A 25,133-nucleotide genomic window follows, 5' to 3' on the forward strand; every position below is an offset into this window, starting at 1 on the left:
CGAGGGACGAATGACGAATGACGAAGGTAATGTGATGAAAATATCTCCCTTCTCACATACCCAGCTGTCGCTGGCTATCTTCAAAAGGGGGAACTGTGGCGAGTCATTTATTGGGTAAGCCCCCGAACCTCCGAAGGGGGACTAGCTGGAAAAGGAGACAAACCTCATCTTTTACACATACTCCGCTATCGCGGTGCACAGGCCCAGCTATTGCTAGCTACCTCGAAAAGGGAGAGTGTGGCGACGGGAAAGCGAAGAAATGACGAATAGCGAGGGACGAATGGTGAAGGTAATGTGAGGATATAGTACGACGAGTAGAGATGAGCTGCACGGACAATTGGTAGAGAATTGGTAGAAGGGTAGTGGAGAAAATAGTTCTTTTGTACACTCAGATTTGTGGGATAAGTAGCACTTGTGAGATGAATTTGATAGTTGAATTGAGGTTAAGATGAAAATAAGATGAAGAGAAGAGGAGGAGATGATATTGTATAGGAGGGGTTGGATTGAGGAATGATAGTGTGTAAAAGGTTACATATTTACACATTTTGTGTATAACTACACACTTTGTACACAGGTTACGCACGGGATACTAACAAGTTATCAACAGGTTGTTAATAACTTATTGTGTTGATAATAAGTATTTTAATGTAGTTATGAACAGATTTACGGTATTTTGGCACGGAATTTTCTATATAGTAGACGTAAGTTGATAAAACTTATTGTGCATAGTAATAAAATAAATGATTTGTCACAAACAGAAAATGGTTAAAAATTAAATTACTGAAAAAATTGCTAAAAGAAACATTGTTAGATAAGAATCATTAAACAAAACTGTTGTTAAAAATTAAATTTCATTTCATTGTGTTGTTGGGAAACAACTTTTATATTAAGAACATTGCTAAAATTTTAATTGTTTAAACACAATCATTTATTAAACTATTTTAAGACATTCCTTTAAGTTTAGCCAAGCTAGCTTAAAGTACTAACAAATATTGGGAGTTAGTAGTAGTATTTATATTATATGCATTGAAGAAAGACTTTCTTGAAAAAAGAAAGTCTTTTTTCATTAATATAGTATGTTTATTAGAAAAGTTTTGTATATTTGCAAAATTTTTGTCCTGTTTTAAAGAGCGTTTTTTAAACGCACAAAGCTGATGTTCATATTTTTATCATATGATGATAAGTGAGAGAACGGCTAAAAACAGTATATTTTTTAATTTAAAAAGACATATATAAAGTATGAAGAATCCAATTCTTTTAGTAGAAGATGATGTAGTTTTTTCCAAAATGTTAGGTAAATTTTTGGAGCGCAATGGATATGAAGTAGTAAGATGTTATAATTTAGAAGAAGCGGAGAAAAGCCTAAATGCATCGCTAAGTTTAGTATTCACTGATTTACGTCTGCCCGACGGTGACGGTATCAATTTCTTGAAAAAGGTGAAAGAAGTATATCCAGATTTGCCAGTAGTGGTAATGACCAGCTATGCGGAAGTATCGACTGCGGTAGAGGCAATGAAATTGGGTGCTTTTGATTATATATCGAAACCGTTCCAACAAGAGGATGTACTGAATGTTATTAAGAATGCACAAAGCAGTACGCGTACGGCTTCGTTACCTAAGAAGGAAAATGTGAAGGCGGACAACAGCCCTGGCAAAGCTGCTCAGCCTGTTGTTACTAACGAAAATTCATATATAGAAGGTGTAAGTGCCGCTTCTAAAAAGCTGAATAAGTTTATCAGTTTGGTAGCCCCTACGGATATGTCGGTACTCATTACTGGTGAAAGTGGTACGGGTAAAGAGGTGATAGCCAAATCTATTCACTTGAAAAGTGAGCGTCGTAACAAGCCTTTTATTGCGGTGGACTGCGGTGCCATTCCTAAAGAAATTGCATCGAGTGAGTTCTTCGGTCACGTAAAGGGTTCGTTTACGGGAGCAATTACCGATAAAAAAGGACACTTTGAAGAAGCAAATGGTGGTACTATTTTCCTTGATGAGGTAGGAAACCTAAGCTATGACAACCAAATACAGTTGCTACGTGCCCTACAAGAGCGCCGTATTAAACCTATTGGTAGTTCTAAGGAAATAGAAGTTGATATTCGTGTATTGGCAGCTACTAATGAAGATTTATTGGCAGCAGTAGGAAAAGGAGAGTTTCGCGAAGACCTTTATCACCGATTGAACGAGTTTTCGATAAAAGTACCTTCGCTAAGTGAGCGCAAAGACGACTTGATGATATTTGCTTCATACTTCTTGGAAAAAGCAAATGAAAAGCTACATAAGAACGTACAAGGGTTTACTGAAAAGGCGGTACAAAAGATGCTTTTATACACTTGGGGAGGTAACTTGCGCGAACTATCAAACACGGTGAAACGCGCTGCCCTACTCACACAAGGTGATTATATTACCGAAAATGAGTTGCCAGAGCCTGTAATTACTGAAACACGCCATTTCCCTACCGAGCGTTTTTCTTTTTCAACCAAAGAAAACGAGCGTGAACTCATTATTAGTGCGCTACACGAGACCCATAATAATAAAACAGAAGCAGCTAAGCTGTTAGGCTTTACACGTAAAACACTTTACAACAAACTTAAAGCCTATAACATAGACGAATTTTAATAGGTAAAGGGTAAGAGGTAATAAGGTAAAAGGCAAGTAAAACGCCTCTTATCTGTTATTTCTTACCTTTTACTTTTTATACAAAAAAATGAGAAAGACTTATTTACTAATTACTTTTTTTAACTTATCACTATTTACTACACTTGCCCAGAATAAATCTCCTTTAACAACTACCGATGCCCAAGCACAACAGCAGTGGGTGAACGACACTTATAACAAAATGAGCCTTGATGAAAAGATTGGGCAACTGTTTATGGTATCGGTATTTTCAAGCCATATAGGCACAAAAAAATCCGAAGAGGTAAAAGACTTCATAAAGAAATACTACATTGGAGGGATTATCTTCTCCAAAGGAGGACCGAAGCGTCAGGCAAAGCTCACCAATGAATACCAAGCACTCTCTAAAATTCCGCTTTTTATGGCAATGGATGCCGAGTGGGGATTGGCGATGCGCTTGGACTCTACTTATGCTTACCCGTGGAATATGACCCTTGGGGCTATCAAAGATAACTATCTTGTGGAACGTACCGGTAGACGCATAGGGTTACACTGCAAACAATTGGGTATGCAGTTTAACTTTGCTCCTGATATTGATATTAACACAAATCCGAATAACCCTATTATAGGAAATCGTTCGTTTGGCGAGGATAAAGAGAATGTAACCCAAAAAGGGCTTGCTTTTACTCGCGGAATGCAGTCGGTAGGGGTGTTGGGCAGTGCCAAACACTTTCCTGGTCACGGTGATACTTCTAAAGATTCTCATAAAACTCTACCGCTTATATCTTTTGCTGCTAACCGTATTGACGAGGTAGAACTTTACCCTTTTAAAGCCCTCATCAGAGAAGGAGTAGCGAGCATAATGGTAGGGCACCTTAATATTCCTTCCTTAGAACCTAAAACAGGGCTACCTTCGTCGTTATCAAGTGCTATTATTACTGATTTACTCAAAAAGAAATTAGGTTATCAAGGGCTTATCTTTACCGATGCACTTGGTATGAAAGGGGTATCGGAATACTTGCCCGTAGGCGAAGTGGAAGTAGAAGCCTTCTTGGCGGGTAACGATATTTTGCTGATGCCAGCTAATGTAGCTAAGGGTTTTGAGGCAATGAAGAAAGCCTACCAGAACAAACGCATCAGTGAGGAACGCTTAGCCCATTCAGTAAAGAAAATACTAATGGCTAAATACAAAGTGGGGCTCACATCTTTTAAACAGTTAGACGAAAGCACTGTAACCTCGACTTTGCACACAATAGAAGACGATTTGCTCACTGAGGAACTGTTTGAAAATGCGATTACGGTAGGGCAAAACAAGGAAAATATACTGCCTATAAAAGACTTGGACAAGCGAAAAATAGCCTATGTGAAGTTTGGTAACGACAGTGGTTGGGCGTTTTATTCCACTTTACGCAAATACGCAGAGACCGTGCTTATTGAGCCTAAGAATGAGGCACAGCTATATGAAGCAGTTGAACCTTTTGACACGATTATCATCGGGTTGCACAAACCAGATAAGACCCCTTGGGACGCATACAAGTTTACAGAGAACGAACTGAAATGGTTAGAGCATATTGCTAAGAAAAAAAAGGTAATCCTCGCAGTGTTTACTCGCCCCTATGCGATGCTTGACGTGAAAAATATAGCTCCTATTAAAGCTATTGTATTTGCTTACCAAAATAACAAAGTAGCCCAAGAGAAAGCCGCTCAGCTCATTTTTGGTGCTATTGAGGGCAAAGGAGTTTTGCCTGTAACAGCACACCCTAACTTACCCGTAGGGACTTCAATTGCTACTCCCAGAATAGGACGCTTAGCTTACGGCTTACCTGAAAGCGTGGGGCTCAATTCTCTTAAACTAAAAGAGATAGACAGCATTGCTCTTGATGCTGTAGCACAAAAGATGACACCCGGGATGCAAGTATTAGTTGCCAAAAGAGGAAAGGTAGTTTACCGCAAGAATTTTGGTACTTTAGATTACAATCCAGCCAATAAAGTGACCGACAATACTATTTACGACCTCGCTTCGCTTACGAAGATATTGGCTACTCTCCCTGAATTGATGCGCCTTTATGTGCGTGGAGATTTCAAACCCGTAGATACTTTTGAGGATTTGCTACCCAAGCTCAAACATACAAACAAGGGAGATTTGGTAATGAAAGATGTGCTCTCGCACTATGCTCAGTTCCAGTCGTGGATTCCTTTTTACCGAAAAACCTTAGACATTGATAAAAAGCCTTCGCCTGAGTATTACAGCACTACCAAAAGTGATTCTTTCCCTACTGAGGTAGCCAAAGACTTATATCTTAGAGAAGGGTATACTGACAGTATTTATAAAACAATTGACGAGAGTGAGCTTATCAAAGATAAAAAGTACTTATATAGCGACCTCCCTTATTATTATTTTAAGAAGTACATAGAAAAAAAAAACAAGAAGCCCCTACAAGAAATCGTTCAGAAGCACTTTTATAGAGGTTTAGGAGCCTACCAGCTTACTTTTCTTCCTTTGCAACGCTTCTCACCTGTAAATATTGCACCTGCCGAAGATGAAAAGACCTTTCGTTCTCAGGAGCTTCGTGGGTACGTACACGACCAAGGAGCAGCCCTTTTAGGAGGGGTTGGTGGGCACGCAGGACTTTTTGGAACTGCCGACGATGTAGCCAAAGTGATGCAAATGTACCTCCAACAAGGGTATTACGGTGGTACGTGGTTCTTGCAACCTCAGGCTATAAAAATCTTCAACACTTGTAATTATTGTCCGGAAGGCAACCGTCGGGGCTTAGGATTCGATAAACCACAGTTAGGCAAATCAGGTCCTACTTGTGGTTGTGTGCCAATGGATAGCTTTGGACATACTGGTTTTACGGGTACTTTTGCGTGGGCTGACCCCACTAATGAAATAGTAATAGTTATCCTCTCGAACCGCACTTATCCCTCTTCTGACAATAAACTTTTAGTAAACCGATTGGTGCGCCAAAAGATACAAGGAGTGGTGTACCAAGCCCTATCTGCGAATAAAAACTTTTAAAAAGATTTGGTATATAACGAGAAGTTTTAGTACATTTGCGCCACGTTAATTTTTAAAATAGAATTTATTATATGGAAGCGTGGATTATTGCCATTTTTTTCATTGGCTATCTTTGTATTACTACCGAACACCAAATAAAGGTAGACAAAACCATTTCAGCCTTAGCTATGGCTGTCATCTGTTGGACGATACTTAAAGTATTTAACCTTGATGTACTAGAAGTGCTCAACGGAGTGTTAGTACCCGTAGATATAGCTAACAACAGTAATGCTATTGATGAAGCACTACGACATCACTTAGCTGAAACTTCCGAAATACTCTTCTTCTTAATCGGTGCAATGACCATTGTAGAAATCATTGATATGCACCGTGGGTTTGAAATCATCAAGCGGATGATTCGCACCAGAAGCAAAGTAAAATTGCTTTGGATTATAGGTGTTATTGCTTTTTTTCTCTCTGCTATTATCGACAACCTTACTACTACCATTATTCTCATAACCATTGTACGTAAGCTCATACCTGACCAAAAAGAGCGCATTTGGTATGCTTCTCTCATTGTGATCGCTGCCAATGCGGGAGGAGCTTGGTCTCCTATCGGTGACGTAACAACTACTATGCTCTGGGTAAAAAACAAAGTAACCGCTGCTAAATTAGTAGAATACGTACTTATTCCTGCTATTGTATGCTTGATAGTACCTTTGTTAGTTGCTTCGTTTTTACCTGTATTCAAAGGAAAGATAGACACTTCAAACAGCGAAGAGAGTATTACTTACAAGAGCAGTATGCCTGTGTTGGTAATAGGCTTTATCTCTATTATCTTTGTGCCTATTTTTAAATCGATTACACACTTACCTCCTTATATAGGTATGCTTTTTTCATTGGCTACTATGTGGTTTATTTCTGAGAAATTAAAACCTATCAGAGAACTTTCATCAACTGATAAGGATAAATTCAGTATTCACCGTGCGATGAGCCGTATCGAGTTTTCCAGCATACTATTCTTTTTAGGAATCCTCTTGGCAGTGGCTTCATTGCAAACTATCGGTACGCTTTTTAACTTTGCACAAACATTGAATGAGACTATCCCAAGTACAAACGTAGTGATTTTGCTCTTAGGTTTTGCTTCTGCTGTAATAGACAACGTACCATTGGTAGCTGCTAGTATGGGTATGTTCCAAGAAGGTATAGACGAGCGTATTTGGCACTTCATCGCTTATGCAGCGGGTACAGGAGGTAGTTTGCTTATCATCGGTTCGGCTGCGGGGGTAGTAGCTATGGGTATGGAGAAGATTAATTTCTTTTGGTATGTGAAAAACATCTTATGGATAGCCCTTTTAGGTTTTGTGTTAGGCTATCTTACTTTGGTAAGTTTTGAAGCTTTACACTTTTTTGGATAGCATAAAACGATACATTATATACGAAAGACTGCCTAAATATAATTCTTTAGGCAGTCTTTTTTAAAAGAGAACATCAGCGTAGTTACTTCTTAGTCTCTCTCTTTGTATATTACGGATGTTGTATAGAGAATATAAAAGTACTTCAATGCACAGTGTTCACATTTAAAAATAACTTAGTATCTTTGCTAGCAAAAGCACACTGTGAAAAATTGTTTTACAGAATAAATAGGATTGTAAGAGAGGAGACTCTTAAAACTTTAAATATGAACATCGTGTTTATTTGCGAATACTATTGTGTAAGTCAAAAAAACGCCGTACTTTTGCACCCTAAAAGTATTTCAATTAATCACTAGCCACTAACCATTTATCATTAATCATTAAAAAAGATGTTATCAGAACAAGAAATCATTCGTAGAGAAAAACTCTCTAAATTGAAAGAATTGGGGATAAACCCTTATCCTGCTCCATTATATCCGGTTGATACTACCTCTAAGGACGTAGCCAACCATTATGAAGAAGGTAAACAAGTGGTTGTAGCCGGTAGATTGATGTCGTTGCGTGTGCAAGGGAAAGCCTCGTTTGCTACTTTGCAAGATAGTGAGGGCACGATGCAATTGTACTTCAACCGCGATGAGATGTGCCCTACTGATGATAAAACGCTTTACAATGAGGTGTTCAAAAAGTTATTGGATTTAGGTGACTTTATAGGTGCTGAAGGAACGCTCTTCATTACTAAAATGGGTGAGAAAACCGTGTTGGTGAAGAACTTTACGCTACTTTCAAAAGTATTGCGTCCGCTACCTATGCCTAAGGTAGATGCCGATGGTAAAGTACACGATGCCTTCACCGATCCTGAACAACGCTACCGTATGCGCTATGTAGATTTGGTAGTAAATCCACAAGTGAAAGAAGTGTTTATCAAGCGCACTAAACTCTTCAATGCTATGCGTCAGTTTTTTAACGATGCAGGGTATTTGGAAGTAGAGACGCCAATACTACAAGCTATACCAGGGGGAGCTAGTGCACGTCCGTTTATCACCCATCACAATGCGTTGGACATTCCGCTGTATATGCGTATTGCCAATGAACTTTACTTAAAACGTCTTATTGTAGGAGGTTTTGACGGGGTGTATGAGTTTTCTAAGAACTTCCGCAATGAGGGTATGGATAGAACTCACAACCCTGAGTTTACGGCTATGGAAATTTATGTGGCTTACAAAGATTACCACTGGATGATGGACTTCACTGAACGCTTAATCGAACATTGCGCTATAGCCGTGAATGGTACTACTAAGGCGACCTTTGGTAAACATACAGTAGATTTCAAAGCTCCTTATCCGCGCCTTACGATGACTGATGCTATTAAACAGTTCACAGGCTTTGACATCACTGGAAAGACAGAAGACGAATTGAGAGCTTTTGCACAGTCTATCGGTATTGTGGTAGACGAGGCGATGGGCAAGGGCAAACTGATAGATGAGATATTTGGTGAGAAATGTGAAGGTAACTTCATTCAGCCTACTTTCATCACTGATTACCCCAAAGAGATGTCGCCACTGACCAAAGAACACCGCTACAACCCCGACCTTACTGAACGTTTTGAGTTAATGGTATGCGGTAAGGAGATTGCCAATGCTTATTCGGAATTGAACGACCCTATTGACCAACGTGAGCGCTTTGAAGAACAATTGCGACTCTCAGAAAAAGGCGACGACGAAGCGATGTTCATTGACCAAGATTTCTTGCGCGCTCTTGAATATGGTATGCCACCTACCTCAGGTTTGGGTATCGGTATGGACAGACTTGTAATGTTCCTCACCAATAATGAGAGCATACAAGAAGTGCTTTTCTTCCCACAAATGCGTCCTGAGAAGAAAGAAGTAGAGCTTTCGGAAGACGAGAAAGTAGTGTTTGAACTTTTAAAAACCTCAGAAAGACTGCTTTTAGATGCTCTAAAAACACAAACGGCATTTTCTAACAAGAAATGGGATAAAGCCATTAAAGGTCTTACCAGTAAGAAAGTAGCGAAAGTAGTAAAAGAAGGAGAAGAACTGTTCGTGGAATTAGCAAATTAACAAAATTGAAAATTAGTAAATTATGGACTCTGACAAAGTCTTTTATTGACCATTAACCTTTAATAAATTATTTATTGTTCTTGTAAAAACCAAAGAAAGCGATATAACCGTAGCAAACTACTAAGGTGAGGAATGCTAAGCGGAAACCTATATAGTCGGTAAGAGAACCGTACAGAATAGGCAAGAGTCCGCCACCGACAATCATCGTACAAAGGATACCTGAAGCTTGAGTTTTGAGTTCGTCTATCCCTTCACAAGCAAGCGCAAAGATAGTGGGAAACATCATAGAGTTGAAGAGGCCGATACTTAATAAAGTCCACATTGAGAGCAAACCACCAGTATTGATAGAAAACAAAATAAGAGAGATGACAACTATAGCAAAAGTAATGAGAACTTTGGCGGGAGCAATCCACTTGATGAGATAAACACTGATAAAGCGTCCTAACATAGCACCTCCCCAGTAGAAAGTGAGAAAAACAGCTATAATAGCCTTGGGGTCGGCTGAGGTTAGATGAGGTTTTCCTGCCAATGAGCCAAGCGTTTCTACAATAAAGCAAATAGAGGGGCTCTCTAAAATATCCTTAGTGATGTTCATATCGATGAAGTAGTTTACTGCATAACTTCCTATCACTACTTCAGCACCTACATACAAGAAGATACCTATAGCCCCCAACAGTAAGGGAGTTTTCTTGAGAAGATTCCAATAACTGTCTTTATTTACTTCTTCTTTTATTCTATAAGCATAAGGTAATTTAACTACTGCAAAAACAAATGCTAAAGCAAGTGCCCATAAGGCTATATACAAAAAAGGTAATTGTATAGAAAAGGCTTCTTCACGAAAATAAATAAGCTTATCTGTAGTGTCTAAGGCTTCTATTTCAGCTTCTTTTTTTATCTCGTTGCTCAGTAAGTAAGCGGCTCCAAATATAGGAGCAATAGTAGTGCCTATGGCGTTGAAAGCTTGAGAGAAAGTGAGCCGACGAGGCGTAGTGGCTTCATCGCCTAAGATTACCACATAAGAGTTCATAGCCACTTGGAGGAAAGTAACGCCACAGCCTAATACGAAGATAGCAGTTAAGAATATCCAATATAAGCGTTCCCCGGCAGCAGGATAGAAGAGCAAAGCGCCTAAGGAGATGAGCAAAAGACCTAAGATAATACTCCGCTGATAGCCTATTTTAGTGAGAATAAAACCTGCAGGGATAGAAAAAAATAAGTAAGACAAGAAGAAAGATAGGAGAATATAGGCTACATTGGAATAATGCAACTGAAACACATCACGAAGATGAGGTAATAAAAGCTGTATGAGCACTGTTAAACCTCCAAAAAGTAAGAATAAAAGTGCTACCAGAACAAAGGCTTGGGTATGTTTCTTTTGTCTATTCATTGCTGTATAAGCTCGGTTTAGAGCGCAAATCTACTACAAAAGATTAAAAAATAGTTAAAATTTAACACTTTATTTTTATTGTATACATAACTTAAAACGTACAACATACTTGTATTTAGTGTTTTATGTGTAAGTAGAATCCTTGTTAATAAATATGTTAGAAAATATTTTGACAAATCTGTTGGGGGATATCAAAAAAGTTAGTAACTTTGCTCCGAATAAATAGTACTACTTAGCTCACTACTGACCATAACCACTCGTAACTAATTTAACTAATATAATGAAAAGCTGGTTTTTAAATGTAGCCGTACTTTTTCTCACATCAATGCTTTACTCTCAGCAAGGAGTCATTACTGGGGAAGTAATTGATGGTGATTACAACGCTCCGTTAATGGGAGCAAATGTTTTGGTTAAAGGGACTACCAAAGGAGCTTCTACTGATATGGACGGTAAGTATTCCTTGAATGTAGACTCACCTACTGGAACCTTAGAGTTCTCTTATCTTGGATATGTTACCAAGACAGTTTCCTATAAACTTGTGAATGGTAAAGCGCACGTGCGAATTACCCTTACAAGCGACCAACAAACCCTAGGAGAGGTAATAGTAACAGGTAAAAGCACCTTGTTAGACATTGCACAAGAGCGTAAAACACCTGTGGCGGTATCTACTATTCAAGCTACCGAAATTATAGAAAAATTAGGTACACGAGAACTTCCTGAAGTACTCAATAGAACGCCTTCTGTTTATGCTACAAAAGGGGGTGGTGGCTTCGGCGACTCTAAAATCAATATGCGTGGTTTTGATAGTAAAAACATTGCTGTAATGGTAAATGGTATGCCTGTAAACGATATGGAAGGTGGTACTGTATACTTCAGTAACTGGACAGGGCTTTCAGATGTAACTTCTGCTATGCAGGTACAACGCGGGCTCGGTGCCTCTAAATTGGCTATAGCTTCTGTAGGAGGTACAATGAACTTTATTTTGCGCACTTCGGATATGCAAGAGGGCGGTAGCCTCTTTGCAAGCTATGGAACTAATCAAGAATATAAAGCAGTAGCCTCATACAACACTGGTAAAAGCCTTACAGGCTGGTCTACTTCAGTATTATTTAGCAAAAATTGGGGGCAAAAATATGCTGATGGCACTCAGTTTGATGGTTATGGCTACTATTTTGCATTAGGCTATGAAGCCTCTAAAAAACATAGCTTCCAATTTACCTTTACAGGAGCTCCTCAATGGCATAACCAACGTTCTTCAAGTCCGAGTATTGCTGATGCTCAACGTTATGGAGGAACAGAAGATAAACCTAACCGCAAATACAATCCTGATTTGGGGTATTTAAATGGTGATGAATATTCACTTAGAAAAAATATATATCACAAACCAGTAGCAATGCTCAACTGGGATTGGACAATGAATGAAAGAACCTCTCTCAGTACTGTGTTTTATGCTTCTTTAGGTCGTGGTATGGGAGTGAATTCTACCGGTGAAGCTCATTCAATAGCAGGTGGTAAATTGCAACGCCATTTCTTAAATTCACTTCGTACAGCTGATGGACTTATCGATTTTGACAAAGCTGTGAAATACAATAACGGAGAGGCTGTAGAAGGACTTTTGCCTATGCAAAATCCAAAACAAGCCGGAAAAAGTGTGTCTATACCTAAACCAGGAGGAGGAACTCTTAAAGCTAGTAACCAAGGTTATATTATGAATGGTTCTGTAAATTCACACAACTGGTATGGAGTGCTTACAAATTTACAACACCAAATTAATGACCACTTCACTGTGAATATGGGGTTAGATGGTCGTTACTATTATGGTTACCACCACCAAGTTGTTACAGACCTTTTAGGGAATGATAGCTATGCTGATAGTAAAAATGAAAATCTAACAGCGCCAAATCTTATTACTTCTGCTAAATCTACTAATCTTAACTGGAATCCATTTAGCACTGTAGCTCCTTTAAATGAAAGAATAGGTTATAGCAACGATGGAGAAGTAAAATGGTATGGTCTTTTCTCTCAATTTGAATACTCTGATGATCATTTTTCAGCCTTCATACAAGGATCTACTTCTTTGCAGTCATATCAACGTATAGACGAATTTATCAAACCAGGTAAATTGGCTGTAAAAAATAATCCTAATACAGCAATGTCTACAAAAACAGGCTTTAAAAATCTTGTAGGTTATAACATCAAAGGGGGTGTGAACTATAATATTAATGAACATCATAACATATATGCAAACACTGGCTATTATTCTAAACAACCATTGTTTAACGCTGTATATCCTAACTATTTGAACTATGTAAACCCTGCTCTTACCAATGAAAAAATATTTGGTGTTGAAGCTGGATATGGATTTAAGTCTAACTTCTTGAATGCAAACTTGAATCTTTACTATACTTCTTGGAAAGATCGTTACCTCCGCAAATCAAATAACTTGCACGTAGGAGGAAATACCATCACAGCTTATGCTAATATTTTAGGTATTAAAGAAGTACACCAAGGAGTGGAATTAGATTTCAAAGCTAATATCACTGAGTACCTAAAACTCAACGGTATGTTCTCTTTGGGTGATTGGTTCTACAAAGGAGATGCTGCGGGAACTCTTACAAATGAAAATAATAACCCTGTAGATTTCCAAGGGAATGAAGTGCCTGCAGGAAGCGCTGCCGAAATTAAACTCTTTTTGGATGGTGTGAAAGTAGGTGAATCAGCACAAACTACAGCTTCATTAGGGGTATCAGTATTGCCTGTTAAAGGATTTAATATAGATTTAGATTGGCGTTATGTAGATAATTTGTATTCAAATCTTAATATAGGTAATTTTACTACTAAAGCTGAAGCCGATAAAGGAGCAGTTAAATTGCCAGGTTATAACTTGTTTGATCTATCAGCTTCTTATAGATGGAAACTTACAGATAGTCAACGGCTCACTTTCTCAGCTCACGCTTATAACTTACTCGATACTTACTATATTTTAGAGTCTTATACCAGTAATCACGTTACCAATACAAGCAAAACTTATAAAGGTATTGATGTTACTAACCGTGTATATTTTGGCGATGGTCGTACCTTTAGCTTTGGAGTACGTTACAACTTCTAAACAGGTAAAACCAGCGAACAGGAGTGGCTGAATCTGAGTAACAGCTAACAAAGGCTATCCATTCATTTGGGTAGCTTTTTTATTGGTGAATGCCACAAATTAGCAAAATTTTCATACCTTTGCTCCCTCATTGTTAATTATCAATTCTTAATTATTCATTGTAAGATATGTTACGATTCGCAAAAGAATATAAATCTATTTATGAAATCTTTGAGACTTATATGCACTCATCAGACTATGAAGATATTGACTTCGTGTTTGATGTAGTGAACTACTTCCGCCGTAAGAGTAACAACAAAAAGACTCCCCTCAATATTGATGAACTCATCGTTGAAATCAAACACAAACCCGAGTGCATCGCTTTCTTCAAGGAAAAGCTCCACAACGTATTTGCTAATAAACAAAAAGTAATTCTTTTTACTGACGCAGGTCTGCTGAACAGTGTTTCTTTCTTCAAAGAATTGCGTCGCCGTATCAGTCGTCAGCTTTTGCCCGACCAGCCTTCGGAAGAGAATATACAATACGTACTCAACCAACTCTTCTACCGTCCTTCCGATGTGAAATGGGTACATCAAATTCCTTTAGATAACTGGAAAGAACTCTTTGAAATACTTGCTGTATCTACTTTCTATGAGGATAGTGAGAGCAAAACTACTTCCAAGCAAATCCTTTTGGCGATAATGATTCTCTCCCAACGTATGGGAGGGCTCGCCTTGCAAACTGATGTGCGCCGTATGGTGCCTGAATATGCTCACCTCAATAGTCCCTTTATTGCTCTCGACGATGAGCTGAACAATCTTGCACGTACTCTTTCCAAGGAAGATAACCCTTATCTATACATACAAGACCACGAACTCGATTATAAACAGCTGAATATCCTAGCTGGTCAGTGTGAGGATTTCGTAAACAAAGCTGATGCCAATACTTCTAAATATGGGGTGAGTTTCAGTGTGAACCAAACTCTTTTGCTCATTCGTCAGCAAATAAAACGCATCAAGCGACTTTATAACTACCTGTTTATAGAAAAAGAAGCTGATAAATGTGAAAAAACGATTGCCTTCTACTTAGATATGGTGAAAACTAATTCTAAGAAGAACAATATTCGAAAACTGATAGATGATAGTGTTTATAACATTACCTACGAGATTACGAACTATACCGGCAAGACCGGTGAACACTATATTACTTCTACTGCTGGTGAGTACTTCAAGATGCTTAAAACAGCTTTGTGGGGTGGCGTTATCGTGGGGTTTATGTGTTTGGTAAAACTCTATATGTCGATGCAACCTGACCAAAGTGATTTTTTTCGTGCCCTAAACTACAGTTTTAACTACGCTATTGGTTTTGTGCTCATCTACCTCACAGGGTCTACTTTGGCTACCAAGCAACCTGCAATGACGGCTTCTACGATTGCTAAGACTTTAGAGAGCCTCAGCGACAACGATAACAATAAGGAAAAACAGAAACACTATACCGAGTTCTCAGCACTCTTCACGCGTTTGTTCCGTTCGCAGTTCATCGCCTTTGTAGGCAATGTGTTTGGAGCTTTCCCTGTGTCTATGTTTTTGGCGATAGGAATGAGTTATCTCAGTGGTTATAATATCGCTACCAAAAAGAGTTTACATCTCTTGGAAGACCTGAATATATGGCACACCCCTGTATTTTTGCACGCTTGTATTGCAGGGATATTTCTGTTCTTATCAGGTATTATAGCAGGCAACGTAGCTAGTGTAAACAACTTTAACAACTTCTATTATCGTCTTTCCGAACATCCCTTTCTTAAAGGCTTCTTTGGTAAAGTACGTATGCAACGCGTTGCTAACTGGATGCAACAAAAGTGGCCGAGTGTCGTCTCAAATATTTGGTTTGGAGTCTTTATGGGAAGTGCGTGGGCAATAGGTCATTTCTTCGGTTTGCCCATCGATATACGCCACATCACCTTTGCCAGTGGTAATTTAGCTTATGGCTTGTATGGTATGAATTTTATCATTAGCTTAGAGAATATCCTTTGGTGTATTTTAGGGATAGGCATCATCGGTTTAGGTAACTTTATTGTGAGTTTTGGTCTGTCGCTATGGATAGCCTTACGTTCTCGTGAAGTCCCTGCTTCGGAACTAAAATATTTAGGTCGTTGCGTATGGAGAGCCTTTAAAGCACATCCCAGAGCCTTTTTCTTTCCTGTAAAGGAGAAAGAATAAAAGAATATTCAAATGAAACACATCGAAGAAAAATTAGCTGAACGTGAGGCTCACAATGCCTTACGCAGTCTCAAACAACGCCATTTTGCTATTGATTTCTACTCCAATGATTATATAGGATTCAGTATAAATTCTGAGATTACTAAACGCATCTCTCAATTACTCCCTCAGCAAACGGCTCCTCACGGGGCTACAGGCTCGCGATTGCTCTCGGGTAACTTGCCTATCTTTTCCGAAACCGAAAGCTATATAGCTCATTTTCATAACGCCAAAACGGCTCTTTTGTACAATTCGGGCTATGATGCCAATGTGGGATTCTTCTCCTGTATTGTAGGGCGAGGTGATATTATCTTATACGATAGTTACAGTCACGCTTCTATACGCGACGGTATTTCACTGAGTTTAGCCAACTCCTATAAGTTTAAACATAATGATTTAGACGATTTAGAAAAGCTCTTAAAAAAGTTTGCTTCCCCTGATAAAACGGTGCTCATCGTTACTGAAACAGTTTTTTCAATGGACGGTGATAGTCCTGATTTGGTGCGTTTGGTAACATTAGCAAAGCAGTATGGGGCTTATATAGCGGTAGACGAAGCTCACGCCATAGGAGTATTTGGCAAACACGGCTGTGGATTGGTGCAAGCATTGGGGTTAGAAGAAGAAATTTTTGCCCGCATCGTTACCTTCGGGAAAGGCTTAGGAGCACACGGAGCTGCTGTTTTAGCTTCAGATGAGGTGATACAGTATTTAGTGAACTTTTCACGCTCTTTCATATATACTACTGCTATGAGTCCACATAGTGTGGCAACTATTAGGGCAGGATATGAGACCTTACAGACAACTAAATCAATAGAACAACTGCATCATAATATACAGTATTTTAAAACGCAAATTGCCAAATACAAAATACAAGGTTTTATTCCTTCTGATTCAGCCATTCAAGCCATAGTAGTAGCAGGCAATGAACGAGTGAAAGCACTTGCCGAAGTACTACAAGCCCAAGACATAGGCGTATTACCGATTTTAGCGCCCACCGTACCTGCGGGACAAGAACGGTTGAGAATATGCTTGCACAGTTTTAATACCGAACAAGAGATAAATATTTTAATTAGTCAATTGGCCAGTTTGTCAATTATCTGATTAGAGAATCAATTTTTACCAAAGTTTTTTAATTGTCTGTCGTGCTACGACTCGTCATTATAGTATTGTGGTATTATCAAAGCTGAATCCATTTAGCAAGTCTGTGGTCTTCATACGTTTTTTAGCAGGTAATTGCAATTCTAATAGCTGTATATAACCATCTTTCACAGCTACACGTAGTCCCTTTTTATCTACTAAGAGTTCCCCAATAGGATATTGATGAGAGACAGGTTCGAAAAGAACATCATATACTTTTACATTTAACACTTCTCCTTTTTGTACAAACGCTGTCCACGCAGTAGGGTAGGGGCTCATTCCCCTCACTAAACGCTCTATTGTCATTCCTTCCGCTTGCCAATCTATCTTGCAGGTCTCTTTGTATATCTTAGGAGCTTCGGCAAAGGTTACTTCTTTGTTTTGTGGTTGGGTAGAGCAAGAACCTTCTGCAATGCTATCTACGGTTTTTAGTACCAATTCAGCACCTTGCACCATTAGTTTGTCGTGTAAGGTGCCCGCTGTTTCGTGAGACTCAATAGGTGTAACCTCTTGTGCGATAATAGCTCCCGTATCAATCTTCTCGTCTATAAAGAAAGTCGTTACCCCTGTTTCCTTTTCCCCGTTGATAATTGCCCAGTTGATGGGAGCAGCTCCTCGATAGTTAGGTAAAAGAGAGGCGTGCAGATTGAATGTGCCGTATTTAGGCAATCGCCATACCACTTCGGGCAACATACGGAAGGCTACTACTATTTGCAAATCGGGTTGTAAGGCTTTCAGTGCATTTACAAAAGTTTCATCTTTTAGTTTTATGGGTTGTAACACCGGTATCCCTTTGCTTTCGGCATAGAGTTTCACCGGCGACAGGTGTAGCTTCTGTCCGCGTCCCGAAGGTTTATCGGCTACCGTTACTACACCTACTACGTTGTAATGGTTCTCTACTAATGCTTTTAGCGACGCCAACGCAAAGTCAGGTGTCCCCATAAATACAATTCTCATTTTATCACTTGTCATCTTTTTTACCTTTTACCTTATAATCTTTTAATTGTCTCAGAGGCTTATTTTCTTATTTCAGTTAAGCGATGAGCTCGTTTTTAGCTTTGATTTATTTTGCGCAAAAATATAAAATTTGGTATTAATAGTAAAGTTTTTTGTAGTAAAACTTTTAATACGAGTTATTATTGGTTGTTCTTTTGTCCCTTAGAGTTAAATAACATCAATTCAATATAACAAAATTCTATTTTTCATTCTCCTTTCCCGTCACTAATTTCCCCTTTTTCGTCATACTTTCTCCTAGTGCCTATGGTCTATAGTCCAGAACTTCTCACTCCATTTACTAATTTCCAAATTTGCTAATTCTCTAATTTCCAGACCCGTCTATTATCTTTCCGTCATACTTCTTCCTAGTGCCTATGGCCTAAGGTCTAGCACCTATTTCTCTTTCTTTCGCCTCGAAACCCCGTTTTTAACATTTTTATTATTGTTGTATTATAGTGTTAATCAACTTTTTATATACCCTTTCTATAACAATCATCCAAGATTCGTATAAGCTTCCTATAAGCTCCCTATAAGCTAACCATACCCTCCTAACGACCATTTCTCACCGAAATCACTCTTAACTCACTTTCGAACTTCTCTGTTTTCTTCCGATAGCTCTAACCCTCTATCGCCCGTGTGACTCGCACCTCCCACCTGTCTGACTCTCGTTCTACAAGTCCGCCTCTGCTGGTGCATTTCTTGTAGTTCGTGTCCCATTTACTAAGCTCCAAATTTGCTAATTTGCCAATTAGTTTGTACTTTTGCACCAAATTATATTTACTCAACAGAAATAAAGCAAATGAATATATTACGATTTATCACCGCAGGTAGCGTAGACGACGGTAAAAGTACCCTTATAGGTCGATTGTTATACGATAGCAAAAGTATTTTAGCCGACCAGCTCGAAGCATTGGAACAACAATCAAAAAATAAGAACGACGATGGTATCGACCTCGCTATCATCACCGACGGGCTCCGTGCTGAACGCGAACAAGGGATTACTATCGATGTAGCCTACCGCTACTTTGCTACTCCCAAACGCAAATTTATCATCGCCGATGCTCCTGGTCATACCCAATACACCCGCAATATGATTACGGGGGCTTCTAATTCCGAGCTCATAATCATTTTGGTAGATGCTCGCAATGGAGTAACCGAACAAACTCGTCGCCACTCAATCATCGCCTCCCTGCTCAATATCCCAGAGGTAGTGGTAGCCGTAAACAAGATGGACTTGGTAGGTTATAGCGAAGAGATGTTTAACAATATCAAGCAAGAGTACGAAGAGATTGCCAAACGTTTAGGATTGAAGAGCGTGCACTATTTCCCTATTTCGGCTTTTGTAGGCGATAATATCGTTAATACCACTGAGGCAATGCCTTGGTACAAAGGTAATTCGCTTTTAGACTTTTTGGAAACTGTAGAAATTAGCAAAGACAACTATGACCAACCTCGTTTTCAGGTGCAGTATGTAATACGCCCACAAACCGAAGCTTTACACGATTACCGCGGTTATGCGGGAGAAGTCATTTCGGGCACTTATCGCAAAGGTGATGCGATAATAGTAGAACCAGAAGGTATTACTACAAAACTCAGTAAGATAGAGTATAACGGCGAAGAAGTTGCAGAAGCAAAGGCAGGTGACCCAGTAGTACTACACATCGAAGACGATATCGATATTTCTCGTGGCGACTACTTTGCCAAACAAGGAGCAGAGCCTCAGCAAGGACAAGATATCGAGGCTATTGTATGCTGGATGGATAAACGAGAATTGCGCGAAGGCAATAAATATTTGTTGCAACAGCGTAGTAAACTTGTAAAGGCAATTGTGAAGGAAATAGAGTATAAAATAGATGTCAATACCCTCAACCAAACTGAAGGTGTAGAAAGTGTAAAACTCAATGAAATCGCAAAAATCCGACTCAAAACGGCTTCCCCATTAGTATACGACGCTTTCCAAAGCAATCCTCCAATGGGTAGTGCTATCCTTATCGATGAGACCAGCAACGCTACCGTAGGAGCTGTGATGATAGATGCTAATAATAAGATATTATAAGAGTTTTATTTGATTGATATAAAAAAGCACAAAACAGATATTTCTTGTTTTGTGCTTTTATAGTTTTTTGTAAAAATACTAAAAAAAATCATCTAATAGTGTCCCAAATTCTCTTTTACATTTGTAAAGTAAAGCTCTTGAGATACCAATATTTGATTTAGGTCTATCTAAAGCGGTGATAGAAAAGAATTTACCTAAAGCTGAAATCATCAGCATAAACGTAATTTTATCTGTTTCAATAAGGATATAATCTAACTCCAATTTTCCTAAACCATTACCATCTACAACTTTCTTTACTTGATCAACAATAGTAAGGTGAAAAGCAGAGCCTTGCTCAATTATCCTTGAAGCTTCCTCATTAGCAGAAGCTTTACTTAAGATAGAACCATCAGTACTGCTCAAAATTCCATAGAAAAGGAATCCTGGCATTCCTGCTTTCATATCTTGACAGTGAGCATCAAGCATTTGTTGTAGTTGTGCACCTGTCAGTTGTACTTCCGTATCTGTTTTTACGTCTGTACTTTTTGGTTGTAATACTGTATCTGCCATAATCTATGATTTTTTAATCGAGGCAAAGGTATAATATTTTTTTAATAAAAAGAAATTTTTTACAAAAAATCTTTTTTCTATTTTTTGGATAAATATAAAATCTAATGTTAATACAAAGAAAATCAATAGTTAACACTGTAATAAAGTTATTGTTCAAAAGTATGAAATACTGCAGAATTATTTCTGTGAAAAGAAAAAATACTGTAAGTATAAAACGGATATTAATTATTTTATATAAGGAAAATTTAGGCGTCAAACTTGTTTTTTTATATGAATATATAGGATTATTTAATTTATTGTTGTATCTTTGTCCAAGTTTTTTACGATAGAAAAATTACTATTAGACACAAAGTAAATATGAAAATATAGTTTTGTAATAGAATGAATATTATTTTATCTTTAAAAGTATATAACACAAATATATGATAACACATAAATTAACCTCAGAACAAGCAATGGCACTCGAAAATCAGTACGGTGCCCATAACTATCACCCACTACCCGTCGTGCTCTGCAAAGGACAAGGGGTATATGTGTGGGACGTCGAAGGCAAACGCTACTACGATTTTCTTTCGTCTTACTCTGCCGTAAACCAAGGTCACTGCCACCCGCGTATTATCAAAGCGCTTACTGACCAAGCACAAACTCTTACACTCACTTCTCGCGCTTTCTACAACGATAAGCTCGGAGTGTATGAAAAGTACGTAACCGAGTATTTTGGCTTCGAGAAAGTCCTCCCGATGAATACAGGGGCTGAAGCGGTAGAAACAGCTATTAAAATATGTCGCAAATGGGCTTACGAACAGAAAGGGGTGCCTGAAAGTGCTGCCATCATCATCGTATGTGACCAGAACTTTCACGGGCGTACCACTACAGTTGTATCTTTTTCATCTGATAAAAATGCGCGTAAGAACTTTGGACCTTATACACCTGGTTTTGTTTCCGTTCCTTACAACGATTTAGTCGCTTTGGAGAAAGTTCTTGCTGATAATAAAGCAACAGTAGCAGGCTTTTTAGTAGAACCTATACAAGGTGAAGCTGGTGTATACGTCCCTTCCGAGGGGTATTTAAGCGGAGCAAAAGCCTTATGCGAAAAGTATAATGCACTTTTTATCGCCGATGAGGTACAAACAGGAGTAGCGCGTACCGGGAAACGTTTGGCAGTAGACCACGAGAATGTAAAACCAGATATATTGGTACTGGGGAAAGCTCTTAGTGGTGGGGTGTATCCCGTGAGTGCAGTCCTTGCCGATGACCGTATTATGCACGTGATTAAAGCTGGACAACACGGTAGTACTTTTGGAGGCAATCCTTTGGCAGCAGCCGTAGCGATTGAAGCCTTACAGGTAGTAAAAGATGAGCATTTGACTGAAAATGCCGCTCGTTTGGGTGAGATTTTTCGCAAAGAAATCAGCAACTATATCAAAACCTCAAAAATAGCTACCTTAGTACGTGGTAAAGGGCTCCTAAATGCGGTGGTTATCAACGATACAGAAGAGAGTGACACTGCTTGGAATATCTGCCTAAAGATGCGCGATAATGGGTTGCTCGCTAAACCTACTCACGGCAATATCATTAGATTTGCTCCGCCATTGGTAATGAATGAAACGGAATTAAGAGAGTGTATTGCTATTATTATCAATGCTTTAAAAGCGTTTGAAAAGTAATACGCTATATTGCATACAGATAAAAAGCTACCTAATATTTTAGGTAGCTTTTTATTTATACAGAAATATTTTGTACATTTGCCCCATAGGAACAAAATTCATTTTATAAAATAGAAAATTATGTATAATTTATTAAAAGGAAAAAGAGGCATCATCTTTGGTGCCTTAGACGAAAATTCTATTGCTTGGAAAACAGCAGAACGTGTACACGAAGAAGGTGGTAAGTTTGTACTTACCAATGCTCCCGTAGCAATGCGTATGGGACAAATAAAAAACTTAGCCGAAAAAACAGGCTCTGAAATTATTCCTGCCGACGCTACCAATATGGACGATCTCCAAAACTTGGTAACCAAAGCTATAGAGATTTTAGGGGGTAAGTTGGATTTTGTGTTGCACTCTATCGGTATGTCGGTAAATGTGCGCAAAAACATTCCTTATACCGAGTCTAACTATGTGAACACTGAAAAAGGTTGGGACGTTTCAGCACTTTCTTTTCACAAAGTATGCCAAGTGCTTTATAAGAATGATGCAATGAACGAGTGGGGTAGTATTGTTGCCCTTACTTATATGGCAGCACAACGCACCTTCCCTGATTATAACGATATGGCTGATAATAAAGCCTACTTAGAATCTATTGCGCGTAGTTTTGGCTATTTCTTTGGTAAAGACAAGAAAGTGCGAGTGAATACCATTTCACAATCACCTACCGCTACTACTGCAGGACAAGGCGTAAAAGGTTTTGATGGTTTTATCGCCTACGCTGATGCTATGTCACCACTGGGTAATGCCACCGCTCAAGATTGTGCCAATTATACGGTATCTCTCTTCTCCGATCTTACTCGTAAAGTAACAATGCAAAACCTCTTCCACGATGGAGGCTTCTCTAATACTGGTGTAAGCAACGAAGTAATTGAACGATTTACTAAGTAGTAGTTAGAAATTGGTTGTTAGTAGTTAGAAAACTAACGGCTAATAACTACTGACTAATAACTAATGAAATGAAGTATCTTTTCATTTATTTAGTACGCTTTTATCAAGTAGCCATTTCGCCACTCAAGCCTCCTACGTGCAGGTATACCCCTACCTGCTCGCAATACACTTTAGAAGCCTTGCAAAAGTACGGTTTTTTTAAAGGAGGCTGGTTGGCAATTAAGCGTATATGTAGTTGCCACCCTTGGGGAGGAAGTGGCTATGACCCCGTACCTTAAATAAACAATAAAAATGCTTTGGGAAAACTTACTCTCTCTTAACAAATATGGTGATACTAGTCTTCGTTTGCGAAAAAATGAAGATGAAACACGACTCAGTTTTGATATGGATTATGACCGTGTGGTCTTTTCAAGTGCTTTTCGTAGTTTACAAGACAAAACACAAGTAATTCCGCTTTCAAAAACAAGTTTTGTGCACACACGTCTTACACATAGTATTGAGGTGTCGGTAGTGGGGCGTAGTTTAGGGCGTGCTGTGGGTAAACACGTGCTCACCAAATATCCTCACTTGCGCGAATTGGGTTACCAAACTAATGATTTTGGAGCCATTATTGCAGCAGCTGCGGTAGCACACGATATTGGTAATCCACCTTTTGGACACAGTGGTGAAAAGGCTATAGGAGAGTTTTTTCAATTCAAAAAAGGAACTGCTATCAAACATTTACTCACAGAAGCCGAGTATGCTGATTTGTGTAGTTTTGAAGGGAATGCCAATGGCTTTAGAATCCTTAATGAAACACGTTTGGGGGCAGAGGGGGGCTTACGGCTTACTTATGCTACCTTAGGAGCTTTTACTAAGTATCCTAAAGAATCACTACCTGTGCGTCCTACTGACCGTATAGCTGATAAGAAATATGGTTTTTTCCAAGGCGATAAAAAATTCTTCAAAGAGGTGGCTGAAACTTTAGGACTAAAATCTAATAGTGTAAATGGTGAATTGCGTTATGCACGTCATCCCTTAGCTTTCTTGGTAGAGGCAGCCGACGATATCTGTTATACTATTATAGACTTTGAAGACGGTATCAACTTAGGACTTATCAGCGAAGATGTAGCCTTAGAGTATTTAGGTGGTATCATCTCAGATAAGATAAATACTCATAAATATAGCAAACTGCAAACTAAAGAAGAACGTATTGCTTATTTGCGTGCAGTTGCTATAGGAGCTTTGATACAAGATGCTACCGACATCTTCTTGCAAAATGAAGATGCAATCTTGGCAGGAGAATTTCACCAGTCGCTTTTATATGATAGTAAATATCGCCACCAAATCACTGATGTAATAAATTGTAGTGTGGAACGTATATATCAATCCGATGAGGTAGTAGAAAAAGAAGTATCGGGCTATGTGGTTTTACAACATTTATTAGATATCTTTTTTACAGCTATTATCAATCAAGAAAATGGACGTGAGACATCATTTGATAAACTTTTGCTCAAAAAGTTACCTGAAAAGTATCGAAAAAATGGCTCGTTATATGACAAAGTGATGGGCATTACTTGTTATATTACAAGCCTTACCGATAGTAATGCAGTGGAATTACATCTAAAAACAGCCAATACAACCTTTAATATCTAATATTTTAATATGTTTATTATCAGATATATTATAAAGAAAGATTAAAAAAAGTTAAAAAAAACGCTCTAAAAATTTGCAAGTAATAAAAAAAGTAGTACCTTTGCAACCGCAATGAAGAAATGAATTGCACAAAATTACTGAAGGTCTGGTAGTTCAGCTGGTTAGAATACATGCCTGTCACGCATGGGGTCGCGGGTTCGAGTCCCGTCCAGACCGCTTCATAAGATTTAGTTGTGTTGTTTTGTGTAAATATTTTTACACGGGTTTATAGTAAACCAATGAAAGCTTTCCTTTCTCCAAGGAGAGCTTTTCTTTTTAAGTGA

The 25,133-nt window shown here is 38.6% G+C and carries 15 protein-coding genes and 1 tRNA gene; 13 read left to right on the forward strand and 3 right to left on the reverse strand.

What is annotated here, in order from left to right:
* Positions 1-1,239: 1,239 nt before the first annotated feature.
* The 4 genes from HMPREF9072_RS10345 to lysS all read left to right on the forward strand — a co-directional run bounded on the left by HMPREF9072_RS10345 (position 1,240) and on the right by lysS (position 9,107).
* A complete protein-coding gene (locus HMPREF9072_RS10345) occupies positions 1,240-2,616 on the forward strand; it encodes a sigma-54 dependent transcriptional regulator (RefSeq protein WP_002670899.1) in 1,377 nt (458 codons plus the stop codon).
* Positions 2,617-2,704: 88 nt separating this feature from the next.
* Positions 2,705-5,635, forward strand: a complete 2,931-nt coding sequence (locus HMPREF9072_RS10350; RefSeq protein WP_009411671.1) for a glycoside hydrolase family 3 N-terminal domain-containing protein — start codon at positions 2,705-2,707, stop codon at positions 5,633-5,635.
* A 71-nt stretch (positions 5,636-5,706) separates the two neighbouring features.
* Positions 5,707-7,032 carry a sodium:proton antiporter NhaD gene (gene nhaD, locus HMPREF9072_RS10355; RefSeq protein WP_009411672.1) on the forward strand — a complete coding sequence of 442 codons (1,326 nt, stop codon included), beginning with the start codon at positions 5,707-5,709 and terminating at the stop codon, positions 7,030-7,032.
* A 386-nt stretch (positions 7,033-7,418) separates the two neighbouring features.
* Positions 7,419-9,107 (forward strand): lysine--tRNA ligase, encoded by a 1,689-nt coding sequence (lysS, locus tag HMPREF9072_RS10360; RefSeq protein WP_002670906.1) that lies wholly within the window; start codon positions 7,419-7,421, stop codon positions 9,105-9,107.
* Between the two features lie 67 nt (positions 9,108-9,174).
* Here lysS and HMPREF9072_RS10365 read toward each other — a convergent pair whose 3' ends face one another.
* Positions 9,175-10,494, reverse strand: coding sequence for a sugar MFS transporter (locus HMPREF9072_RS10365; RefSeq protein ID WP_009411673.1), 1,320 nt, complete (start codon positions 10,492-10,494; stop codon positions 9,175-9,177).
* Positions 10,495-10,774: 280 nt separating this feature from the next.
* Here HMPREF9072_RS10365 and HMPREF9072_RS10370 point away from each other — a divergent pair, with 280 nt between their 5' ends.
* The 3 genes from HMPREF9072_RS10370 (at position 10,775) to HMPREF9072_RS10380 (ending at position 16,941) form a co-directional block, all read left to right on the forward strand.
* Positions 10,775-13,603 carry a TonB-dependent receptor domain-containing protein gene (locus HMPREF9072_RS10370; protein WP_009411674.1) on the forward strand — a complete coding sequence of 943 codons (2,829 nt, stop codon included), beginning with the start codon at positions 10,775-10,777 and terminating at the stop codon, positions 13,601-13,603.
* Between the two features lie 167 nt (positions 13,604-13,770).
* Positions 13,771-15,801, forward strand: a complete 2,031-nt coding sequence (locus HMPREF9072_RS10375; protein WP_009411675.1) for a hypothetical protein — start codon at positions 13,771-13,773, stop codon at positions 15,799-15,801.
* Between the two features lie 12 nt (positions 15,802-15,813).
* Positions 15,814-16,941: an 8-amino-7-oxononanoate synthase gene (locus HMPREF9072_RS10380; protein ID WP_009411676.1), complete on the forward strand. Its 1,128-nt coding sequence runs from the start codon at positions 15,814-15,816 to the stop codon at positions 16,939-16,941.
* A 57-nt stretch (positions 16,942-16,998) separates the two neighbouring features.
* Here HMPREF9072_RS10380 and fmt read toward each other — a convergent pair whose 3' ends face one another.
* Positions 16,999-17,949 (reverse strand): methionyl-tRNA formyltransferase, encoded by a 951-nt coding sequence (fmt, locus tag HMPREF9072_RS10385; RefSeq protein WP_009411677.1) that lies wholly within the window; start codon positions 17,947-17,949, stop codon positions 16,999-17,001.
* Positions 17,950-18,772: 823 nt separating this feature from the next.
* On the opposite strand from fmt, the gene HMPREF9072_RS10390 reads away from it, so the two are divergent.
* On the forward strand, positions 18,773-20,029 hold the full coding sequence (locus HMPREF9072_RS10390) for a sulfate adenylyltransferase subunit 1 (RefSeq protein ID WP_009411678.1): 1,257 nt from the start codon (positions 18,773-18,775) through the stop codon (positions 20,027-20,029).
* Positions 20,030-20,107: 78 nt separating this feature from the next.
* Here HMPREF9072_RS10390 and HMPREF9072_RS10395 read toward each other — a convergent pair whose 3' ends face one another.
* Entirely contained in the window at positions 20,108-20,578 is a 471-nt protein-coding gene (locus tag HMPREF9072_RS10395; RefSeq protein WP_009411679.1) for a hypothetical protein, read from the reverse strand.
* Between the two features lie 422 nt (positions 20,579-21,000).
* Here HMPREF9072_RS10395 and rocD point away from each other — a divergent pair, with 422 nt between their 5' ends.
* The 5 genes from rocD (at position 21,001) to HMPREF9072_RS10420 (ending at position 25,026) form a co-directional block, all read left to right on the forward strand.
* A complete protein-coding gene (gene rocD, locus HMPREF9072_RS10400) occupies positions 21,001-22,245 on the forward strand; it encodes an ornithine--oxo-acid transaminase (protein ID WP_009411680.1) in 1,245 nt (414 codons plus the stop codon).
* A 120-nt stretch (positions 22,246-22,365) separates the two neighbouring features.
* Positions 22,366-23,175, forward strand: a complete 810-nt coding sequence (locus HMPREF9072_RS10405; protein WP_009411681.1) for an enoyl-ACP reductase — start codon at positions 22,366-22,368, stop codon at positions 23,173-23,175.
* Positions 23,176-23,243: 68 nt separating this feature from the next.
* Entirely contained in the window at positions 23,244-23,453 is a 210-nt protein-coding gene (gene yidD, locus HMPREF9072_RS10410) for a membrane protein insertion efficiency factor YidD (RefSeq protein ID WP_002680684.1), read from the forward strand.
* A gap of 13 nt (positions 23,454-23,466) precedes the next feature.
* Positions 23,467-24,810 (forward strand): dGTP triphosphohydrolase, encoded by a 1,344-nt coding sequence (gene dgt / locus HMPREF9072_RS10415; RefSeq protein WP_009411682.1) that lies wholly within the window; start codon positions 23,467-23,469, stop codon positions 24,808-24,810.
* A gap of 142 nt (positions 24,811-24,952) precedes the next feature.
* Positions 24,953-25,026: transfer RNA gene (locus tag HMPREF9072_RS10420), tRNA-Asp, on the forward strand.
* The last annotated feature ends 107 nt before the right edge of the window (positions 25,027-25,133 follow it).

The sequence above is a fragment of the Capnocytophaga sp. oral taxon 324 str. F0483 genome (assembly GCF_000318315.2).
Lineage (GTDB): Bacteria > Bacteroidota > Bacteroidia > Flavobacteriales > Flavobacteriaceae > Capnocytophaga > Capnocytophaga ochracea.

What these genes read in the sequence shown, in the direction of transcription:
- HMPREF9072_RS10345 (WP_002670899.1), top strand. Translation starts at nt 1,240, where the DNA reads ATGAAGAATCCAATTCTTTTAGTAGAAGATGATGTAGTTTTTTCCAAA.
- HMPREF9072_RS10350 (WP_009411671.1), top strand. Translation starts at nt 2,705, where the DNA reads ATGAGAAAGACTTATTTACTAATTACTTTTTTTAACTTATCACTATTT.
- nhaD (WP_009411672.1), top strand. Translation starts at nt 5,707, where the DNA reads ATGGAAGCGTGGATTATTGCCATTTTTTTCATTGGCTATCTTTGTATT.
- lysS (WP_002670906.1), top strand. Translation starts at nt 7,419, where the DNA reads ATGTTATCAGAACAAGAAATCATTCGTAGAGAAAAACTCTCTAAATTG.
- HMPREF9072_RS10365 (WP_009411673.1), bottom strand. Translation starts at nt 10,494, where the DNA reads ATGAATAGACAAAAGAAACATACCCAAGCCTTTGTTCTGGTAGCACTT.
- HMPREF9072_RS10370 (WP_009411674.1), top strand. Translation starts at nt 10,775, where the DNA reads ATGAAAAGCTGGTTTTTAAATGTAGCCGTACTTTTTCTCACATCAATG.
- HMPREF9072_RS10375 (WP_009411675.1), top strand. Translation starts at nt 13,771, where the DNA reads ATGTTACGATTCGCAAAAGAATATAAATCTATTTATGAAATCTTTGAG.
- HMPREF9072_RS10380 (WP_009411676.1), top strand. Translation starts at nt 15,814, where the DNA reads ATGAAACACATCGAAGAAAAATTAGCTGAACGTGAGGCTCACAATGCC.
- fmt (WP_009411677.1), bottom strand. Translation starts at nt 17,949, where the DNA reads ATGACAAGTGATAAAATGAGAATTGTATTTATGGGGACACCTGACTTT.
- HMPREF9072_RS10390 (WP_009411678.1), top strand. Translation starts at nt 18,773, where the DNA reads ATGAATATATTACGATTTATCACCGCAGGTAGCGTAGACGACGGTAAA.
- HMPREF9072_RS10395 (WP_009411679.1), bottom strand. Translation starts at nt 20,578, where the DNA reads ATGGCAGATACAGTATTACAACCAAAAAGTACAGACGTAAAAACAGAT.
- rocD (WP_009411680.1), top strand. Translation starts at nt 21,001, where the DNA reads ATGATAACACATAAATTAACCTCAGAACAAGCAATGGCACTCGAAAAT.
- HMPREF9072_RS10405 (WP_009411681.1), top strand. Translation starts at nt 22,366, where the DNA reads ATGTATAATTTATTAAAAGGAAAAAGAGGCATCATCTTTGGTGCCTTA.
- yidD (WP_002680684.1), top strand. Translation starts at nt 23,244, where the DNA reads ATGAAGTATCTTTTCATTTATTTAGTACGCTTTTATCAAGTAGCCATT.
- dgt (WP_009411682.1), top strand. Translation starts at nt 23,467, where the DNA reads ATGCTTTGGGAAAACTTACTCTCTCTTAACAAATATGGTGATACTAGT.